Consider the following 16,269-nt stretch of genomic DNA (forward strand, 5'->3'; position numbering starts at 1 on the left):
CCGCTGGTGTCGCAGGTCAGGCCACAGGCGTTGGGGTACTCCCAGTCGATGTCGATGCCGTCGAAGACATCGGCCCAGCGCGGGTCCTCCACCAGCTTGTAGCAGGAGTCGGCGAAGGCGGCGGGGTTCTTCGCGGCCTCGCCGAAGCCGCCGGACCAGGTCCAGCCGCCGAACGACCACAGGACCTTGATGTGGGGGTACTTGGCCTTGAGCTTGCGCAGCTGGTTGAAGCTGCCGCGCAGCGGCTGGTCCCAGGTGTCGGCGACGCCGTCGACGGACTTGTCGGCGGTGTACGCCATGTCGTAGTCGGCGTAGGAGTCACCGATGGTGCACTTGCCGCCCTGGACGTTGCCGAAGGCGTAGTTGATGTGCGTGATCTTCGCGGCGGAACCCGAGGTGTCCAGGTTCTTGACGTGGTAGTTCCGGCCGTAGACGCCCCAGTCGGTGAAGTAACCGAGGTTGACCTTGCCGCCGGTGCCGGGGTCGGGGTTGCCGCCACCGCCGGTGGTGCGGACCTTGACGGCGCCGCTGACCGGGCCGGTCTGGCCGGCGGTGTCACGGGCCTGCACGGTGTACGAGTAGTCGGTGCCGGCCTTGAGGCCGGAGTCGGTGTACGTCGTACCGGTGACCGTCGAGACGACCGTGCCGTCGCGCAGTACGTCGTAGTTCTTGATGCCGTTGTCGTCGGTCGCGGCGGTCCAGCTCAGCTTGGCCGAGGTGTCGGTGACGGCGCTCGCGGTGGGGGTGCCCGGCGCCGAGGGGGCGTTGTCGCCCGGGACGCTGCCGCCGTCGCAGGAGGCGCCGTTCAGCTTGCAGCCGGTGGGGGCGCCGGGGCCGCTGCCGTTGAAGCCGAAGCTGACGGAGGCGCCGGGGGCGACCGAACCGTTCCAGCCGAGGTTCTTGGCGGTCCAGTGGGTGCCGGAGCTGGTGACGGTGGCGTCCCAGGCGGAGCCGACCGCGGTGCCGGAGGGGAAGTCCCACTCGATGGTCCAGGAGGACAGGGCGGTGGTGCCGGTGTTCTTCACCGTCCACTGGCCCTCGAAGCCGGAGCCCCAGTCGGACTTCTTGACGAAGGACGCGGTCGCGGAGGTGGCGGCCTCGGCGGGGGAGGCGAGGCCGACCATCGCGGCGAGTGGAAGCAGCAGCGCGGTGATACCGGCGACCGCTCTGGATCTGGTGGCTCTTCCGGTCCCGAGTCTGAATCGGGTCCGGCGTAGGGGGGTTTCAGTGCTCAACGGTGCTCCTCGGGTGAGGTCCGGACAATCGGGGGTGGTCCGTGGACTGCAAACCCTGCGCCGCCCTGAGCGCGCCTTGTCATGGCGTGCTCACCGCAGTGTGTTCGGTGAGATTAGGAAGGTCTGGACCAATCGTCAAGAGGTCTGGACCAAAGTTCGCCGCTAAACGTCAGATGCCCAACTCCTGTGCGAGTACGGCTGCCTGGACCCGGCTGCGCAGCTCCAGCTTGCCCAGCAACCTGCTCACATGGGTCTTCACCGTCGCCTCCGCCATGGAGAGCCGGACCGCGATCTCGGCGTTCGACAGGCCGTCGCCGAGGCAGCCCAGAACCTCCCGCTCCCGCCGGGTGAGAACATCGAGCACCGAGAGGTCGGGCGCCTTCGCCGGCCGTACGGGAGCGGTCCCGGCGAACTCGGCGATCAGGCGGCGCGTCACGGCCGGGGCGATCAGACCCTCGCCGCGCGCCACCGTGCGTACCGCGTCCAGCAGTTCACGCGCTTCGGCGTTCTTCAGCAGGAAGCCCGCGGCCCCCGCCCGCAGCGCCCCGAAGACGTACTCGTCGAGATCGAAGGTCGTCAGCACCAGTACGTCCGCGAGTTGTCCGGCCACCACCAGCCCGGTCGCCGACACCCCGTCCAGCCGCGGCATCTGAATATCCATCAGCACCAGATCCGGGCGGAGTTCGCGGGCCAGGCGCACCGCCTCCTCGCCGTCCCCGGCCTCGCCCACGACCTCGATGTCGGGCGCGCTGCGCAGAATGAGCACCAGTCCCGCCCGGACGGCCGACTGGTCCTCGGCGACCACAACCCGGATCGTCATGTCCTCGATACCCCTTCCTCCACGGGCAGTTCGGCCCGTACCCGCCAGATCCTCGTACCGTCGCCGGTGGTCGACTGACCGGCCTCGATCGCGCCGCCCAGCAGCGCCACCCGCTCCCGCATCCCGACCAGGCCGGCCCCCGAACCCGGTGCGCGCGGTCCGGGGCGGTCCCCGAGCACACTGCGGACCTCCACCGTGAGCAGCCGCCCGGACTGCCCGAGCCGCACCGCGACCGGGCCGGGCGCGGCGTGCTTGAGGGCGTTCGTCAGGGACTCCTGGACGATCCGGTACGCGGCCAGCTCGACCGGCGCGGCAAGCGGCCGCCGCTCCTCCCGGGTGTCCTCGAAGGCGCAGGTCAGGCCACTCGGCGCGGCGCTGGTACGGGTCTGCTCGACCAGTGCGTCCAGTGAGGCGAGGGTGGGTGAGGCGGCCGGTTCCAGGGCCCCGGCGCCGGTACGCAGCAGCCCGATCAGCCGGCGCATCTCGGCGAGGCCGTCGACGCTGTTCTCCCGGATCACGCCGAGCGCCTCGCGCGAGGTGCCGGGGTCGTCGATGGAGAGCGCGGCGGTGGAGTGGATGGCGATCGCCGAGAGGTGGTTGGCCACCATGTCGTGCAGTTCGCGGGCCATCCTGGTGCGTTCGGCGGTCACCGCCTGGGTCCGGTCCATCTCGGCCAGCAGCGCTGTCTGGTCGGCGCGCAGCCGGGCGGCCTCGGCGGCGTCCCGGTGGTTGCGGACGCTGACCCCGGTGATGGCGGGCAGGAACGAGACCATGCCGGTGACGACGCCGATGAGCAGCGCCTGGGGGTTGCGGAACCAGGCCAGGAACCCGATGGTGATCCCGACCGTGATCAGGAACGTGGTCACCGGGATGCGGCGGGCGGCGGACGGTTTCCCGTACAGCACGGCCGCGTACATGAGGTCCGTGAACATCAGGACCGTCGCGAGGTTCCCGACCGTGAACTGGTCCGCGACCAGCGCGAGCGTGCCGATGACCAGGGCGGGCTGCGGGGCGGTCCTGCGGACCAGTTCGAGCACCGAGACGACGGCGAGCGGCAGCAGCGAGACCCAGGGGGCGACGAAGGCCCGGTCTCCCTGCAGGCGCAGGCCGAACGCCCACAGGACGAGGCCGCCGAGGAGTCCGATGGCGGCCATGAGCACGTCGTGGCGGTGCGGCCGGGCGATGGAGAACACCCTCCCATCCAACACGGCTGCCCGCGCCCGGACCTCCCTACCGGGGGTGAGGGGCCAGTACATCGAAGGATGCAGTCGTGGTTCGTCACTGCCGACGACGAATCCTCGCAGCCGGGCCGGGAGGCTGGAGGCGACGGAAAGGGGAAGTGCCGTGATCGTCACGCTGATCGTGCTCTGCGAGGTCGCGTTCTGGGTGTTGCTGGCCGCGGGGCTCGCGCTGCGGTACCTGGCGAAGAAGCCGCGACTGGGTGCGGGTGTGCTGCTGTGCGAGCCGCTGCTGGAGGTCGTGCTGCTGGTGGTGACGGCCATCGACCTGAAGAACGGGGCGCAGCCCGACTGGAAGCACGGGCTCGCCGCGGTCTACATCGGCTTCACGGTGGGGCTCGGCCACTCCACGATCCGCTGGGTCGACGCCCGGGTCGCCCACCGCTTCGCGGGCGGGCCGCCGCCGGTGCGCCCGCCGAAGTACGGTACGGCGCGCGCGGTGCACGAGTGGAAGGTCGCGGCGCGCTGGACGGTCGCGGCGGTGACCGCGCTGGCGCTGCTCCAGGCGGCCGCCTGGTACGTGGGCGGGGACGGCGACGTCTCCTCGCTCCGGGCGTGGCAGCAGAAGATGCTGTTCGTGATCGGGCTCAACGTGGTCATCGCGGGGAGCTACACGCTGTTCCCGAAACGCGAGCCGGCCGGGGGCTGAGCGGCCGGACGGACGGGCGTGGCCCGCACCCGTCCGGCCGCTTTGGCCCGCGGTGGTCACCGCTCCCCGCCCGGCACCCACAGCACGTCGCCGACCTCCTTGTTCGCCGTCCTGGCGAGGATGAACAGCAGGTCGGAGAGGCGGTTGAGGTACGTGGCGGTCAGCGCGTTCATCACGTCGCCGTGCACCTCCAGCGCCGCCCAGGTGGACCGCTCCGCGCGCCGGACCACCGTGCACGCCTGGTGCAGCAGCGCCGCCCCGGGCGTACCGCCGGGCAGGATGAAGCTGCGCAGCTTCTCCAACTGCTCCAGGAAGTGGTCGCAGTCCGCCTCCAGCTTGTCGACGTAGCTCTGCTCCACCCGCAGCGGCGGGTACTCCGGGTCCTCGACGACCGGGGTCGACAGATCGGCGCCCACGTCGAACAGGTCGTTCTGCACACGGACGAGGACCTTCACGACGTCCTCGGAGAGCTGCCCGAGCGCGATCGCGGTACCGATGACGGCGTTGGCCTCATTGGTGTCGGCGTACGCGGAGATCCGCAGATCGGTCTTGGCGGTGCGGCTCATGTCGCCGAGGGCGGTGGTGCCCTGATCGCCGGTGCGCGTGTAGATGCGTGTCAGATTGACCATGCCGCCAGGCTAGTGCCCCACCCCGCGGAAGACCCGGGCGCCCACCGCCGTGGCCGCCACCGCGAAGGCGACCGCCACCAGTGCCCCGTACAGCATGTGCGTGGTGGCGTACGAGCCCACGTACGCGTCCCGCACCGCGTCCACCAGGTAGCGCAGCGGTGTGAAGTGCGACGTGATGTCCAGCCACGCCGGCCCCAGTGTCATCGGCAGCATCAGGCCGGAGAGCAGCATGGCCGGCATCACCACCGCGTTGATGACGGGCCCGAACTCCTGCGGTGTCGTGACCTTCATGGCCAGCGCGTACGACAACGAGGCCAGCGCGACGGTGAGCAGACCGACGAACACGAAGCCGATCAGCACCCCCGGCAGCGGCGCGCGCAGGCCCATCGCCAGGGCGGCCAGGACCAGCAGCACCGACTGGACCACGAAGAGCAGGGCGTCCCGCAGGACCCGGCCCAGCAGCAGCGCCAGTCGGCTGACCGGGGTCACCCGCATCCGCTCCACCACCCCGGTGGACTTCTCGACGATGATCGAGAATCCGGCGAACGAGGCCCCGAACAGCACCAGTTGGAGCAGCAGGCCGGGGATCAGGACCTGCCAGGAGTCACCGGGCGCGCCGAGCGGCAGACCGTCCAGGAGCGGGCCGAAGAAGAGCAGGTACAGCAGCGGCATCAGTACGCCGAAGAGCATCTGGAAGCGGGAGCGCAGGGTCTGGCGGGCGTACCGCCCGAAGACGAGCGCGGTGTCGTGGACCAGCATCAGAGCCCCTGTACGGAGAGAGGTGCGGCGTCGGCGGGCGCGGCGGCGCGGCCGGTGATCGCGAGGAAGGCTTCCTGGAGGGAGGCGGTGGGGGAGCCGGCGTATTCGGCCTTGAGTGCGGCCGGGGTGCCCTCGGCCACGACCGCGCCCCGGTCGATCACGATCAGCCGGTCGGCGAGCGCGTCCGCCTCGTCGAGGTAGTGGGTGGTGAGGACGACCGTCGTGCCGTGGACGTCGCGCAGCCCGCGCACCAGGTCCCACAGGTCGGAACGGCTGCCCGGGTCCAGGCCGGTGGTGGGCTCGTCGAGGAGGAGGACGGGCGGGCGGTGGACGATGCCCATCGCGATGTCCAGGCGCCGGCGCTGACCGCCCGAGAGGGTGGCCGCCTTCCGGTCGAGCAGATCGTCGAGGCCGAGCAGACGGGCCAGCTCCGCGGCCCGCCCGTCCGCCTCCGCCCTGCTCAGCCGGTACAGCCGCCCCTGGGTGACCAGCTCCTCCCGCACGGTGAGGTGCGGGTCGACCCCGCCCGACTGGGCGACGTATCCGCACTTCGCCCGTACCCCGGCCGGGTCGCCGGCCAGATCGTGCCCGGCGACGGTGGCCGCGCCGCCGGTGGGGGCGAGCAGGGTGGTCAGCATCCGGAGAGTGGTGGTCTTGCCCGCCCCGTTGGGGCCGAGGAGGCAGACGATCTCGCCCGCCGAGACCGTCAGGTCGACGGACCGCACGGCGTGCACCGGCCCGCTCCCGCTGTCGAAGGTCCGGGCGAGCCCGGCCGTACTGATGATTGGCATAGCGACCACAAAAACAGAGTCGCTTGAAAAATGCAATGACACCAAAGTTTCATCGGCTCAGGCACGGGCCTACGATGGGTGGATGGCCGAGGGACTCAGGGAACGCAAGAAGCGCCAGGCGAGGCAGCACATCTCGGACCTCGCGACCGGGCTGTTCCTGGAGCACGGTTTCGTGACGGTGACCGTCGCCGAGATCGCCGAGCTGGCGGACGTCTCCGTCAACACGGTCTACAACTACTTCCCCGCCAAGGAGGACCTCTTCCTCGACCGGATGAAGGGCGTCACCCAGCGGGTGGCCCGCTTCGTCCGCGCCCGCGACAAGGGCGAGTCGGCGGCCGAGGCGGTGCTGCGGGAGCTGCGGGCCCTGGTCGTCGCGGTGTCGCCGGAGCTCGGACTGATGGACGGCTTCGCCGACTTCATGCGCGTCATCGAGGAGGCGCCCACGCTCCAGGCCCGGCTCTCCCGCCTCCAGCAGGAGGTCCTGGAGGCCGTCGTCGCCACCCTGCGCGAGGAGACCGGCGCACCGGCCGACGACCCGCTGCCGGACCTGGTCGGCGGTCAGCTCGCCTGGATCGAGGGAGCCCTCGTCGGCCACATCGGCCGGGAGATGCTGGCCGGGCGCAAGGCGGCCGAGGTCTCGCGCGACGCACTCGTCGTGCTCGACGAGATCGAGGAACTCCTCGGCGAAAAGGTCCTCAACTACGCCCGACGCGCCGCCGAATGAGCTGTGCCGGTGTGATGTCCGTCATGTGAGACGTGACGCGCATCTCTTCCCGGCCCCAGCGCCCCTCGCGGGTACTAATCTCCGCCGGAGAGCATGTGAACAACCGTTAGGACCGGCCGTGCAGGGACCAGCTGCAGAGGCGAACACAAACCAAGGGGTGCAGACGTGGCCAGGAAGCTCGCCGTCATCGGAGCCGGACTCATGGGGTCGGGCATCGCGCAGGTCTCCGCCCAGGCGGGCTGGGACGTGGTGCTGCGCGACGTCACCGACGAGGCCCTGACCCGTGGGCGCGACGGCATCAAGGCCTCGTACGACAAGTTCGTCTCCAAGGGCAAGCTGGACGCGGCCGACGCCGAGGCCGCGCTGGCCCGCATCACGACCACCACCGACCTCGACGCGGTCGCCGACGCGGATGTCGTCGTCGAGGCCGTCTTCGAGAAGCTGGAGGTCAAGCACGAGATCTTCCGGGCCCTCGACAAGATCGTCCGGGACGACACCGTCCTCGCCTCCAACACCTCCGCCATCCCGATCACCAAGATCGCGGCCGTGACGGAGCGCCCCGAGCGCGTCGTCGGTGTGCACTTCTTCTCGCCGGTCCCGATGATGCAGCTCTGCGAACTCGTCCGCGGCTACAAGACCAGCGACGAAACCCTCGCCACCGCACGGGAGTTCGCCGAGTCCGTAGGCAAGACCTGCATCGTCGTCAACCGTGACGTGGCCGGCTTCGTCACCACCCGGCTGATCTCGGCGCTCGTCGTCGAGGCCGCCAAGCTGTACGAGTCGGGCGTCGCCTCGGCCGAGGACATCGACATCGCCTGCAAGCTCGGCTTCGGCCACGCCATGGGCCCGCTCGCCACGGCCGACCTGACCGGCGTCGACATCCTGCTGCACGCCACGAGCAACATCTACACCGAGTCGCAGGACGAGAAGTTCGCCGCACCGGAGCTGATGCGCCGGATGGTGGATGCAGGTGACATCGGCCGCAAGAGCGGGCAGGGCTTCTACACGTACTGATCGTTTTCGGTCCTCCGGTTGTCTGATCTGCCTGTCGGTCGGGGCCCGGAGGACCGGGGGAGTCTCCCGGAAGCAGTGGTTCCGAGTGGGCCCTCGCCGTGCCTCAGTCACTCCGCGGAGTGAATTCGGTATCGGTTCGCTTACAGACGGAAACTTCCCTGTCTCCACCGCAGTCAGTTGTGGGAGAGACAGAACAGACAGACGAACCTTGCTACGGAGCATTCCAGGGGAGCGCATATGCACATCAGGGGCGACCACGCCGAGCTGGTCGTCGGGGGCCGCCTCGACGTCCGAAGCGCGGCGGACGCCCGTACGGCCCTGCACTCGGCCCTCGACGACGGCGTCGGCGACCTGGTGCTCGACCTGACCGAGCTGGATTCCTGGGACGCCACCGGACTCGGCGTCATCATGGGCGCGCACCGCCGGGCCGGGCGGGCCGGGAGGCGGCTGGTGCTCCGCGGCGTGCCGCCGCAGATGCAGCGCCTGCTGGTGGCGACCCGGCTGCACCGCATCCTGGCCATCGAGGGTGGAATCGCCGCGGACTCGCTGCCGCGCGTGTAGCGGCGTGCGCCGCGGTCGAAAGCGCGCAATCCGCACGAGAACGTGCGCTTCGGGCGGCGTGACCCCCCGACTGTGCGCGGACACCGGCCGACGGTCTAGGGTTCGGCCGTCCGCCGATTGACGAACCCACCGGGCGGACACCGGACCAGAAGCGACAGCGGGGCGTGCGAGGCCGGAGGGGCAATCGTGCGCGACGCGTCTGGGGGCTTTGGCGATGGACCCGACACACCGGGGACCGGAACAGTACGGCCGGGACAACGACGGCTTCGGCGAGGGGCCGGGCCGCAGACGGCCTGCCCGCGACCAGCTGACCCCGGACCCCGGCCACCCGACGCCGCCGCAGGCACGCGTCGTCCGGCTCATATCGGGCGAGTACCTCCTCACCGTCAACCCGGTCGACGGCAGCGAGGTCGAGCTGTGCCCGCCGGGGGAGCAGCCGGGCTCCCCGGCCCGGCGCACCGCGGCCGGGCGCGCCGACCGCGAACGCGCCACCGCGCCGCCCGTCCCGCCGGGCCCGCCCGCCCCCCAACTTCCGCTCCTGGAGCGCGCGCAGGAACGCGAACGGCTGGTGCGCCTGCTGGCCCAGGGCCGCTCGGTGCGGCTCACCGGACCGGCCGGATCCGGCCGCACGGCGCTGCTGGACGCCGTCGCGGCCGACTGCGCGGACCTCGCACCGGACGGAGTCGTACGGCTCAACGGCTACAAGCGCACCGCAACCGACCTGCTGTACGGGCTCTTCGAGGCCGTCCACGACTCGCCGCTGCACCGCCCCGACCGCGCCGGGCTGCTCGAAAAGGTCCGGAGCGTCGGCGCCGTCGTCCTCATCGACGACCTGGAGTTCGGCGGCACCGCGCTGGAGGAGCTGCTCGACGCGACACCGGAGTGCGCCTTCCTGTTCGCGACGGTTCCGGATGTCGCCGCACCCACCACCGACTCGCACCTCGAAGAGGTCTTCCTCGCGGGCCTCGGCCGCAGCGCCGCGGCCGAGCTGCTGGAACGGGCCGTCGAGCGCCCGCTCACCGAGGAGGAGTCGAACTGGGCGGGGGACCTCTGGTTCGAGTCCGAGGGGCTGCCGCTGCGCTTCGTGCAGGCGGGCGCCCTGCTGCGCCAGCGCGACATCCTGCGTACCGACCCCGAGGCGTACGGCGTCTTCGGCGGCGGCGACGGCCGGCCCGCGGAGGTCCCCTTCGGGCACGACCAGGACGTCGACGGCGTCCACATCCCGCTGCCCAGCCTCGGGGAGGGCGCGGCCCCCGCCCCGCTGCTCGCCTCACGGCTGAGCGCGTCCGCCCGCGACACCCTGCGCTTCGCGGTGGCGCTCGGCGGCGAGGTGCCGCACCAGGCGCATCTGCCGGCGCTCATCGGCGACACCCACGCGGACGCCGCGCTCGGCGAGCTGGCGGGCTGCGGGCTGCTCTCCCCGGCCGGCTCCCGCTACCGGCTGGCCGCCGGTGTGGTGACCCAGCTGGAGGCCGCCGGATACGGCGAGGACGCCACCGACCGGGCGCGGACCGCGGCCCAGCACTACGCCTGGTGGGCCGGTCACCCCTCGGTCACTCCCGAGCGGGTCACGGCCGAGGGCGACGCGGTCGTCGCGGCGATGGCGCAGCTGGTGCCCGGCGACGGGGCGGGGCAGACCAGCGTGGCCGTGCTGCTGGCCCGCAGCGCCTCTCCGGCCTTCGCGGCGGGGCTGCACTGGGGGGCCTGGGAGCGGGCGCTGCGGATCGGCCAGGAGGCGGCCAGGCTCGCCGGAGAGGTCGCCGAAGAGGCGTACTTCCACCACGAGCTGGGCATCCTGGCGCTGCTGGCCGGCAATCCGGACCGGGCCAGGGCCGAGCTGGAGACCTCGATCGGCATGCGCGGGGCGCTCGCCGACAAGTCCGGCGCGGTGGCCGGACGGCGCGCCCTGGCGCTGGTCGCGGACCGCACCGGTGGCCCGCTGCCCGTGGTCCTCACCCCGCCGGGGGACGAGCTTCCCGTTCCGCGGACCGAGGAGCCGCCGACATCGCCCATCCGCGCGACGGCGTCGGTGACGCAGACGCTGTCGGTACCGTACGAGGCCGCCGCCACGGTGATCTCGCCGCAGGGCACCCCCGGGGCCGCCGGGAAGGGGCGCTTCGCGTTGCTCGCCGGGGCCCGGCGCAACCTGGTCGCCACGGCCGCGGGCGTACTCCTGACCGGTGTACTCGGCACGGTGGTGGCGCTGGGGCTGACCTCCGGCGACGACGACGTCCAGGGGAACCAGGACGTCACCACCGAGCAGTCGCAGAGCCAGGACGACGGCGAGGACGAGGTCCCGGCCGACAGCCCGGCGGACGGTTCGACGCCCGGCGACACGGAAACCGGTGGCAGCGCGTCGACGCCGGGCCCGTCAAGCAGCGAGATCACGCCGTCCGGCAGCGGCACGCCGTCCCCGGACCCCTCGGGACCGAGCGGCAGCCCGTCGTCGGACACCCCGGCCGACAACAAGCCGTCGTCGCACAAGCCGTCCACGTCGCACAAGCCGTCCCAGTCGCCCACGACGCCGAAGCCGACCGGTCCGACCGGGAGTCCGACGGACACCGGCTCCCCGAGTCCGACGGACACGGCCACCGAACCCGAGCCGTCCTCGCCCGACACCTCCGACTCGGCGAGCGGGCCGTCCTCCTCGTCGTCATCGGCCGAGGCGAGTGCGGAGAGCAGCCCGACGGTGGCCTGAGCCGCCCCGGAACCTGCGAACGCCGGACGTGACACACACGTCCGGCGTTCGGGGTCGGGGAGCGGGAAGGGTCAGAACAGCCGCAGCTTGTCGTCCTCGATCCCGCGCATCGCGTCGTAGTCGAGAACGACACAGTCGATCCCGCGGTCCGTCGCCAGCACCCGCGCCTGCGGCTTGATCTCCTGGGCCGCGAAGATGCCCTTCACCGGGGCGAGATGGGGATCGCGGTTGAGCAGCTCCAGATAGCGGGTCAGCTGCTCCACACCGTCGATGTCGCCGCGCCGCTTCAGCTCCACGGCGACCGTCCGGCCGTCGGCGTCCCGGCACAGGATGTCGACCGGCCCGATGGCGGTGAAGTACTCGCGGCGGATCAGGGTGTAGCCCTCGCCGAGTGTCTCGATCCGGTCGGCGAGCAGCTCCTGGAGATGCGCTTCGACGCCGTCCTTGATGAGACCCGGGTCGACACCCAGCTCATGGGACGAGTCATGGAGGATCTCCTCCATCGTGATGATCAGTTTCTCGCCCGCTTTGTTCACCACGGTCCAGATACCGGCGGTGTCGTCGGCGCCCTCCTTGAGAGTGCAGGGCGGTGACATCCAGTTGAGGGGTTTGTACGCCCTGTCGTCGGCGTGGATCGACACGCTCCCGTCCGCCTTCACCAGGATCAGACGGGGAGCGGAGGGCAGGTGGGCCGTGAGCCGGCCGGCGTAGTCCACGGAGCAGCGGGCGATGACGAGACGCATGGTCGGCAACGCTACTCGACGAGGGGCGCTCCACGCGATTCTCCCCCTGTCGCACCCGTCACCCGGGTTGACTCCGGGGGGTGCCGATCGGGCTTGCCCCTCTTTGCGCCCCTTCGTTATTGGCCGGTTGTGTTCCCAATCTCCTGGTGCGGCCAGGACTGCGCCCTTACCGTGTAATCAGGAGGTCGCCGTCCGTGTACGCTGCGTCGCCGCCCTCCTTCCCAGCCCGTAAGGCCCCGGCCCGGCGTCGGGGTCGCGAGAGGAGAACCCATGTCGCTCGACGTCTCACCGGCGCTGTTGGAACAGGCCGAGCGAGGCGAGGTCGACGAAGCCGACTTCGTCGACTGCGTCCGGACCTCCCTGCCCTACGCATGGGAGATGATCAGCTCGTTGGTGGCTCAGCTGAAGGTCGACGGTGGGGAGTTCGCCGACAACCAGACGCCGCCGCCCAACGAGCAGGCGCGTGGTCAACTGCTGCGCGCGCTCGCGAGTGATGCGATTCGCGGTGCGCTGCAGCGGCACTTCGGGGTGCGCCTGGCGTTCCAGAACTGCCACCGTGTCGCGGTGTTCCCGCTGGATGCCTCGGTCGACGAGCGCCTGGCCCGCTTCACCTCGGTGAGGGGCCAGTTGCTCAACCAGTCGCCCGAACTCCGGGACTGCTAGGGCCTGTCCGCCGGAGAGGCCCTTCGCGCCTCTGCTGCCGTTCCGGGCCGGGATCGTGCAACTCGCTCCGGGGCGGCAGCCCCCGTACCTCGTACGACTTGTCAGGTGAGCAGCGGGAGCACTTCGGTGCCCAGCCGCGCTACGTTCTCCTCCGTGGCCGCCAGATCCCCCGACCCCTCCGCCAGGAGCGCGAAGCGGGTGATGCCTGTCCGCTCGGCGGTGGCGGCGAGCCGGTCGGCGGCGAGCCGGGGCGGGCCCACCGGATGAAGGCCGCACAGCAGTTCCGTGTACGCGACCGGATCGCGCATCACCCGGTGCCTGCCGTCGATCGTCACATGCGCGTCCAGCCCCTGCCGCAGCCAGCCCGGCATCGCCTTCACGAGTGTCTCCACCGCCTCCTCGGGGCGGTCGGCGATCTGGACCACCCCGGCGGACACGTGCCCGGCCCCGTGGACGCTCTCGGGGGAGCGGCCCGCGGCGAGCGCGGCGGAGCGCCACAGGGCGACCATGTCCGCCTTCTCCTGGTCCCCGCAGTGCATCCCGAGCAGCATCGGCAGCCCCTTCTCCGCGGCGAGCTCGACCGTCTTCGGAGAGGTGCACGCGACGACCACCTCGGGGCCGCCCGGGCTTTCGCCGCCCTCCCCGGCGAGGAGTTCGTCGGTCCGGGGGACCACGGCGACCTCGCGGAAGCCGTACCGCTCCCCGCGTCCGGCCACCCGCGGCTTGCCCAGCCAGTCGAGCAGCAGCTCCAGGGAGTCCGGGAAGCCCTTCTCGTACGCCTCCAGGCCCGCTCCGAACACCTCCAGGTCCACCCAGGGGCCGCCCCGGCCGACGCCGAGGGTGAACCGGCCGCCGCTGGTGAGGTGGAGCAGCGCGGCCTGTTCGCCGAGCGCCACCGGGTGCTGGGTCGGCAGCACGCTCACCGCCGTGCCGACCCGGATCCTGCGGGTGCGGCCGAGCAGCAGCGCCGCCAGCGTGACGGCGGACGGGCAGACTCCGTACGGCACGAAATGATGCTCTGCCAGCCAGACCGAGTCGAGCCCGGATTCCTCCGCGACCTCGGTGGACCGGATCGCGCGGTGCAGCGCTTCCCCCGGCCCCTGCCCCGGGAACTGGGCTGCCAGTACGAACGTTCCCACACGCATCGCCAATTGCCTCCTTGCGGCCGACGCGGCTCTCCCCTGTGAGCAACAACGTCTGACACGTGCCAAAGGCACGGTCCATCGGCAGGTTGTTGCGATTTTCCGGTAACTCACCCCCTTCCGGGACCTCGCCCGCGAGGCGCCGGACGCCCGGGTCGGCCAAATGGCCCTACGCTGGACAGGACCTGCCCAGACCGCCCTGTGAGGTGTCACGTGTCCCCGCGCCGCAACCGCCCCCGAGGCGGCGAGAGTCCCCACGACAGCGCAGAGGAGCCGGGGGGCCGGTACGGGGGCGGCGGACGCGCCGAGGAGTGGCAGGGCGAGCAGTGGTCCGTCCGCCCGGTCAGCGGGGCGAGCGCGGCGGGCAAGCGGTACCGCTGCCCCGGCTGCGACCAGGAGATCCCGTCCGGCGTCCCCCACCTGGTGGCCTGGTCCGAGTACGGCGGGATCGACGACCGCAGGCACTGGCACAAGGCCTGCTGGAACGCGAAGGACCGCCGCACCACACAGGTGCAGCGGTCCAGGAACGCGCCTCGCTACTGAGAGCGTCCGGGCGGGGCCCGTCCGGACGGGGACGGTTCAGACGTCCCGGCGGTCCAGAGCGACGAACGCGCAGATCATGGCCGCGGCCGTGACGCCGAGCATGATCCACAGCGGGTCCCAGCCGGACGGCCCCGAATCGGCGACCGAGGTGGAGTACAGCGCGCTGAGCTGGCTCGGGATCGAGTACTGGAAGAGCGCCAGCCGCAGGTCGGAGAGCGACTCCGCGAACATGAACATGGCCAGCACCAGCGGCAGCAGCACCACCCCGATCATGATCGTGATCGCACCGGCGGAGTGCCGGATGAGCGCGCCGACCGCGAGGGCGAGCAGACCCAGCAACGCGATGTAGAGGCCGACCCCGACCGTCGCGCGCAGCCACTCGGCGCCACTGGGCGCCGCGCCGTCGATGAACGCCGCCTGCATCACCGCGACCAGCGCGGTCGTCACGGTCGTGATCACGAAGGTGAGCAGGAAGAAGACGATCGCCTTCGCGCCCAGCACCCGGGCCCGGCTGGGGCAGGCGGTCAGCGTCGTACGGATCATGCCCGTGCCGTACTCCGACGCGATGGTCATCACGCCGAGCGTGATCACACAGATCGAGCCCAGCAGCACCCCGAAGAAGCCGAGGCTGAGCACCGGCGTCGAGCCGAGATCGGTATCGACGGCATTGACCGCGAGCGTGGCCAGCAGCCCGATCCCGAGCAGCAGCACGATCATGACGCCGAGCGTCCACATCGTGGAGCGCACCGAGCGGATCTTGGTCCACTCGGAGGCGATCGCGTCGCCGAGGGTGGCCCGGCGCACCGGGATCGGCGAGGTGTACGGACCGGCCGGCGCGGTCCGCGGGCTGTGCTGCGGGGCCGGGGCCTGCCGCTGGGACGGTGCCTGCGGGGTCGGCGGCGTTGTCATCGGGCGTCCTCGCTGGTGTCGCGCTCGGTCAGGTCTGCGGTGGCCGCTACGGGCCCGGCCGGGGCCGTAGCGGCCGGGTTCTGTCCGGGCGGCGGCGGGGCGTACCAGTTCTGCTGCGGCGTCTGCGGTACCGGTGGCTGCGGCGGCTCGTACCCCGGCTGCCCGTATCCGTGGTCCGCCGGCTGCTGGAGACCGGCCTTCTGGTCCGCCGTCGAGCGGTAGTCCACGACGGACTGGGTCATCCGCATGTACGCCTCCTCCAGCGAGGCCTGGTGCGGCGAGAGCTCCCACAGCCGGACGTCCGAGTCGTGCGCCACCTCGCTGATCCGCGGCAGCGGCAGCCCGGTGACCCGCAGGGCCCCGTCCGGCTCGGACATGATCCGGCCGCCCGCCTCGGTGAGCGAGGCGGTCAGCTTCTCGCGCCGCTCCGCGAGGCCGTCGGCGACCCGGACCCGGGCGAAGTCCGCCGAGTTGGCGGAGATGAACTCCTTGACGTTCATGTCGGCGAGCAGCTGCCCCCGGCCGATCACGATCAGATGGTCGGCGGTGAGCGCCATCTCGCTCATCAGATGGCTGGAGACGAAGACCGTACGGCCCTCGGACGCCAGCATCTTCATCAGATTGCGGACCCAGAGGATGCCCTCGGGGTCCAGGCCGTTGACCGGCTCGTCGAAGAGCAGCACCTGCGGGTCGCCGAGCAGCGCCGCCGCGATCCCGAGCCGCTGGCCCATGCCGAGCGAGAAGCCCTTGGACCGCTTCCGCGCGACGTCCTGGAGACCGACGACGCCGAGCACCTCGTCGACCCGGGCGGCCGGGATGCCCGCGAGCTGGGCGAGCGAGAGGAGGTGGTTACGGGCGCTGCGCCCGCCGTGCACCGCCTTGGCGTCCAGCAGGGCGCCCACCTGGCGCGGGGCGTTCGGCAGGCTGCGGAAGGGGTGGCCGCCGATCGTCACATGACCGGAGGTCGGCTGGTCCAGGCCCAGGATCATGCGCATGGTGGTGGACTTGCCCGACCCGTTGGGACCGAGGAATCCGGTGACGGTGCCCGGCCGTACCTGGAAGGAAAGGTTGGAAACGGCCGTCTGTGCGCCGTAGCGCTTTGTCAGGCCGACTGCCTCGATCATGCTTCAGCCCCATCGACTCACTGCTGT

The 16,269-nt window shown here is 71.4% G+C and carries 17 protein-coding genes; 7 read left to right on the forward strand and 10 right to left on the reverse strand.

Annotation, left to right across the window (positions count from 1 at the left end; translation table 11 throughout):
- The 3 genes from ACWCPY_RS24880 to ACWCPY_RS24890 all read right to left on the reverse strand — a co-directional run.
- Window positions 1–1,235, reverse strand: a 1,235-nt coding sequence (locus tag ACWCPY_RS24880; RefSeq protein WP_451268381.1) for a cellulose binding domain-containing protein, incomplete at its 3' end; no start/stop codon positions are given.
- Between the two features lie 169 nt (window positions 1,236–1,404).
- Window positions 1,405–2,055 carry a response regulator gene (locus tag ACWCPY_RS24885; RefSeq protein ID WP_451268383.1) on the reverse strand — a complete coding sequence of 217 codons (651 nt, stop codon included), beginning with the start codon at window positions 2,053–2,055 and terminating at the stop codon, window positions 1,405–1,407.
- Window positions 2,052–3,248, reverse strand: coding sequence for a sensor histidine kinase (locus ACWCPY_RS24890; protein ID WP_451268385.1), 1,197 nt, complete (start codon window positions 3,246–3,248; stop codon window positions 2,052–2,054). The genes ACWCPY_RS24885 and ACWCPY_RS24890 overlap by 4 nt, the downstream gene beginning before the upstream one ends.
- Before the next feature lie 151 nt (window positions 3,249–3,399).
- On the opposite strand from ACWCPY_RS24890, the gene ACWCPY_RS24895 reads away from it, so the two are divergent.
- Entirely contained in the window at window positions 3,400–3,942 is a 543-nt protein-coding gene (locus ACWCPY_RS24895) for a hypothetical protein (protein WP_451268387.1), read from the forward strand.
- A 56-nt stretch (window positions 3,943–3,998) separates the two neighbouring features.
- Here ACWCPY_RS24895 and ACWCPY_RS24900 read toward each other — a convergent pair whose 3' ends face one another.
- The 3 genes from ACWCPY_RS24900 to ACWCPY_RS24910 are packed head-to-tail and all read right to left on the reverse strand — an operon-like array spanning window position 3,999 to window position 6,121.
- Window positions 3,999–4,571: a cob(I)yrinic acid a,c-diamide adenosyltransferase gene (locus ACWCPY_RS24900; RefSeq protein WP_451268389.1), complete on the reverse strand. Its 573-nt coding sequence runs from the start codon at window positions 4,569–4,571 to the stop codon at window positions 3,999–4,001.
- A 9-nt stretch (window positions 4,572–4,580) separates the two neighbouring features.
- Window positions 4,581–5,330, reverse strand: coding sequence for an ABC transporter permease (locus tag ACWCPY_RS24905; protein ID WP_451268391.1), 750 nt, complete (start codon window positions 5,328–5,330; stop codon window positions 4,581–4,583).
- Complete coding sequence (locus ACWCPY_RS24910) at window positions 5,330–6,121, reverse strand: ABC transporter ATP-binding protein (protein ID WP_451268393.1); 792 nt, start codon at window positions 6,119–6,121, stop codon at window positions 5,330–5,332. The genes ACWCPY_RS24905 and ACWCPY_RS24910 overlap by 1 nt, the downstream gene beginning before the upstream one ends.
- Window positions 6,122–6,203: 82 nt before the next feature.
- Here ACWCPY_RS24910 and ACWCPY_RS24915 point away from each other — a divergent pair, with 82 nt between their 5' ends.
- The 4 genes from ACWCPY_RS24915 to ACWCPY_RS24930 all read left to right on the forward strand — a co-directional run bounded on the left by ACWCPY_RS24915 (window position 6,204) and on the right by ACWCPY_RS24930 (window position 11,118).
- Window positions 6,204–6,845 (forward strand): TetR/AcrR family transcriptional regulator, encoded by a 642-nt coding sequence (locus ACWCPY_RS24915; RefSeq protein ID WP_329814951.1) that lies wholly within the window; start codon window positions 6,204–6,206, stop codon window positions 6,843–6,845.
- Window positions 6,846–7,010: 165 nt separating this feature from the next.
- Complete coding sequence (locus tag ACWCPY_RS24920; RefSeq protein WP_329814952.1) at window positions 7,011–7,859, forward strand: 3-hydroxyacyl-CoA dehydrogenase family protein; 849 nt, start codon at window positions 7,011–7,013, stop codon at window positions 7,857–7,859.
- Window positions 7,860–8,096: 237 nt separating this feature from the next.
- Entirely contained in the window at window positions 8,097–8,420 is a 324-nt protein-coding gene (locus ACWCPY_RS24925) for an STAS domain-containing protein (protein ID WP_072486732.1), read from the forward strand.
- 214 nt (window positions 8,421–8,634) lie between these two features.
- Complete coding sequence (locus tag ACWCPY_RS24930) at window positions 8,635–11,118, forward strand: ATP-binding protein (protein ID WP_451268396.1); 2,484 nt, start codon at window positions 8,635–8,637, stop codon at window positions 11,116–11,118.
- 71 nt (window positions 11,119–11,189) lie between these two features.
- On the opposite strand, the gene nucS is transcribed toward ACWCPY_RS24930, so the two are convergent.
- Window positions 11,190–11,861 carry an endonuclease NucS gene (nucS, locus tag ACWCPY_RS24935; protein ID WP_451268398.1) on the reverse strand — a complete coding sequence of 224 codons (672 nt, stop codon included), beginning with the start codon at window positions 11,859–11,861 and terminating at the stop codon, window positions 11,190–11,192.
- A gap of 270 nt (window positions 11,862–12,131) precedes the next feature.
- Here nucS and ACWCPY_RS24940 point away from each other — a divergent pair, with 270 nt between their 5' ends.
- Entirely contained in the window at window positions 12,132–12,524 is a 393-nt protein-coding gene (locus ACWCPY_RS24940; RefSeq protein ID WP_072486734.1) for an SCO5389 family protein, read from the forward strand.
- Between the two features lie 101 nt (window positions 12,525–12,625).
- On the opposite strand, the gene ACWCPY_RS24945 is transcribed toward ACWCPY_RS24940, so the two are convergent.
- Window positions 12,626–13,669: an LLM class flavin-dependent oxidoreductase gene (locus ACWCPY_RS24945; protein WP_451268400.1), complete on the reverse strand. Its 1,044-nt coding sequence runs from the start codon at window positions 13,667–13,669 to the stop codon at window positions 12,626–12,628.
- Window positions 13,670–13,879: 210 nt separating this feature from the next.
- Between ACWCPY_RS24945 and ACWCPY_RS24950 the strand changes: the two genes are divergently transcribed.
- Entirely contained in the window at window positions 13,880–14,209 is a 330-nt protein-coding gene (locus ACWCPY_RS24950; protein ID WP_329814956.1) for an ATP/GTP-binding protein, read from the forward strand.
- Between the two features lie 36 nt (window positions 14,210–14,245).
- Here ACWCPY_RS24950 and ACWCPY_RS24955 read toward each other — a convergent pair whose 3' ends face one another.
- Together ACWCPY_RS24955 and ACWCPY_RS24960 are read right to left on the reverse strand one after the other, a co-directional pair.
- On the reverse strand, window positions 14,246–15,118 hold the full coding sequence (locus ACWCPY_RS24955) for an ABC transporter permease subunit (protein ID WP_451268402.1): 873 nt from the start codon (window positions 15,116–15,118) through the stop codon (window positions 14,246–14,248).
- Window positions 15,115–16,242: an ABC transporter ATP-binding protein gene (locus ACWCPY_RS24960; protein WP_451268404.1), complete on the reverse strand. Its 1,128-nt coding sequence runs from the start codon at window positions 16,240–16,242 to the stop codon at window positions 15,115–15,117. Before ACWCPY_RS24960 ends, ACWCPY_RS24955 begins: the two co-directional genes overlap by 4 nt.
- Between the last annotated feature and the right edge of the window lie 27 nt (window positions 16,243–16,269).

The organism is Streptomyces sp. NPDC002403 (assembly GCF_053593015.1).